Origin of the sequence: Moorena sp. SIO4A1 (genome assembly GCF_010672065.1) — a bacterium.
Lineage (GTDB): Bacteria > Cyanobacteriota > Cyanobacteriia > Cyanobacteriales > Coleofasciculaceae > Moorena.
The window spans coordinates 1-2226 of sequence record NZ_JAAHHX010000333.1; the positions used below are offsets into that span (position 1 = coordinate 1).

Annotated in this window: 4 protein-coding genes; all 4 read left to right on the plus strand. The window is 36.9% G+C overall.

The window, feature by feature from the left end:
- The first annotated feature begins 24 nt into the window (after window positions 1-24).
- The 4 genes from F6K53_RS37905 to F6K53_RS37920 all read left to right on the plus strand — a co-directional run bounded on the left by F6K53_RS37905 (window position 25) and on the right by F6K53_RS37920 (window position 2082).
- Window positions 25-297 carry a hypothetical protein gene (locus F6K53_RS37905; RefSeq protein WP_293057041.1) on the plus strand — a complete coding sequence of 91 codons (273 nt, stop codon included), beginning with the start codon at window positions 25-27 and terminating at the stop codon, window positions 295-297.
- Window positions 298-707: 410 nt separating this feature from the next.
- Complete coding sequence (locus F6K53_RS37910; RefSeq protein WP_075895639.1) at window positions 708-980, plus strand: hypothetical protein; 273 nt, start codon at window positions 708-710, stop codon at window positions 978-980.
- A gap of 268 nt (window positions 981-1248) precedes the next feature.
- Window positions 1249-1536 (plus strand): hypothetical protein, encoded by a 288-nt coding sequence (locus tag F6K53_RS37915; protein WP_075895637.1) that lies wholly within the window; start codon window positions 1249-1251, stop codon window positions 1534-1536.
- Window positions 1537-1791: 255 nt separating this feature from the next.
- Window positions 1792-2082, plus strand: a complete 291-nt coding sequence (locus tag F6K53_RS37920) for a hypothetical protein (RefSeq protein WP_293084864.1) — start codon at window positions 1792-1794, stop codon at window positions 2080-2082.
- Window positions 2083-2226: the final 144 nt, after the last annotated feature.

Genomic DNA, 2226 nt, shown 5'->3' on the forward strand with positions numbered 1-2226 from the left:
CAAAAGAAATTCTAAAATTAAATAATGATTATTTCTGATCTAAATCATTTAGAAACTATTGCTGAAGACCCCAAGGTTGTGGGTGGCTCTCACTACTCCCCACCTTACTACAACGATTTTGGATATAGCGGATCTATTAACGTCTATACCAACATTATAGGAAAGGTAGCTACGGTTAACGTCAACGCAGAGGCGTATGGGTACAAGACTTTTAGCAACATCAATGCCTATACGAGAGCTACTGATAATGGTTCCCACTCTAGTCTCAATGCAACGTCTGCTACTTCTTCTCATTAGTTCTTCTGATAAGCATTATTAAGAAAACTGCTTAGAGTAGTAGTTGAAACTTAAAGCTATCAATGCTCAAGTCTTTAAATATTGGCTTCTCCACAATAAGCCGTTAGTACTTAGTCACGAAAAGTTCCTGATTAAGTGATTGATAAATCAGGGTGTATTCATATCCCAATAGACTACATTAATTAAATTTAATTATCTATCAGGACGATTACACTCAGGTTTACCTTGAATCGAATCACTTCATTTTACTGGCTAACAAATAGTCAATCGCTATCTAGTTATCTAAAACCATAAATAACTAGATATATTTAAAAATCGGCGATAAAGTTATTTGAACTATGCCAGTTTAATTGGAGTACAAAATGACCAATAGGTCTAACACAGTAAACTACAAAGGAGAAAATTAACCAATGATTATTTCTGATCTAAATCATCTAGAGAATGCTGCTGAACAACCCAACGTTGTAGGTGCCTCCGGTTCCAAATTTTTTGGAGTTAATGGCTTCGTTAACGTAGGTGCCAACGTTTTCGGTAACACAGCAAGAGTTGATGGTCTTGCAGAAGCCTTTGGTCCAGGTACCTTCACCAACGTCCAGGGCGCTACCAGAACTGCTCCTGGTGCTTCTCAATCTACCCTACATGCAGTATCTGCTACTTCTTCACCCTTCTTCTTTTTCCACTAAAAAGAGTGATGGCTGAAATAGCCTAGAGTAGTAATTTTTGATTATTAAATGCTACGGAAAGATGCAAAAATTAGTAACATCTCTCCGTAGCATTAATCACAATGGTAGCATTAAATTGTTGTTGATTGGTAGCGGAATTATTTTAAGCCATACTCACTTAAAATAATGCTTGCAATCTATATTTTAGTCGCTTTTATGTGTTATCAATTACAATTAAATGCTCCCGGGGAAAACTAACGATTATCTGATTTAAGCAGGAGAATCATTCATGAACATTTCTGAATTAGAATATTTCGAGCTGGAGGCAACAGACCACCCTATTTTAGGTGGTTTTGCTTTTACTTCTGCTGAAGCCTTCGCTGGTCCTGGCTTCGCTACCATTAATGGTGATGCCCATGCGTTTGGTCAGCATACCAATACTTCAGTAACAGGCTTTACCGATGTAGACCCGTTCTTTTCTCAAGGTAATGTAAGAGCTCATGCTACATCTAGGGATCCTTTTTTCTCGGGTAATTCTAGAAGCGACGCCTTTGCCATTTATGGTTTCATTGGGTAAATTAACAAATATATAGCCGCTTTCCAGCTCATAATCAATATTGCTTATTCTTTTAATGGAAAAGGCAATAGGCAAACTAGCAATAGTAACAAGGGCTTTAAGTTGTGCATCCCTTTTATGATACTGTTGTTCTAGATTATTGTTCCCTGAGTTTAAGGTTATTTGATCTCGAAAAATTCAATAAGTTTAGGTAATTTTTTCCTAAACAAAATTATTTTTTACTTGTTCCATTACTAGCAAAGGAGTTTAACGATTATGTTGCATAGTTTTCAGTTATGGAGTTTGCCTGGCTCATATAAAACGATGAAGTCTAGTGTTTCTGGAATTCAAGGTGTATCGGAAGTAAGTTCTGAAGGCTCAAGTACTATTAGTAATGCCATCAGCATCGATCCTAATTCCCAAGTCAGTACGAGTTCAGTGAAAGCATCTTTTATTAAACCCGGAAACACTCTGGGTGTTGTTGAAGCTAGCGCTGGTACTGATGATTTCTCAGCACCTGAGATTAAGGAAACTTTTTTTAGTATGAGCGTTACTAAATTCTTATAAAGCTATAAGCTTCATAAAATTTAATCTAGTTTTTTTGTGCTGGCTCACAAGTAGGATTGAGGGGTGAGGTATTTGGATTCAGGGATAAGTTAAAACTCTAAGTTTGGCTACCAAATACTCCGCCCTCAATTTGGCAACTTGGCA

Excerpts from the sequence above, each read along its gene's own strand:
- F6K53_RS37910 (WP_075895639.1), top strand. The coding sequence starts at position 708 with ATGATTATTTCTGATCTAAATCATCTAGAGAATGCTGCTGAACAACCC.
- F6K53_RS37905 (WP_293057041.1), top strand. The coding sequence starts at position 25 with ATGATTATTTCTGATCTAAATCATTTAGAAACTATTGCTGAAGACCCC.
- F6K53_RS37920 (WP_293084864.1), top strand. The coding sequence starts at position 1,792 with ATGTTGCATAGTTTTCAGTTATGGAGTTTGCCTGGCTCATATAAAACG.
- F6K53_RS37915 (WP_075895637.1), top strand. The coding sequence starts at position 1,249 with ATGAACATTTCTGAATTAGAATATTTCGAGCTGGAGGCAACAGACCAC.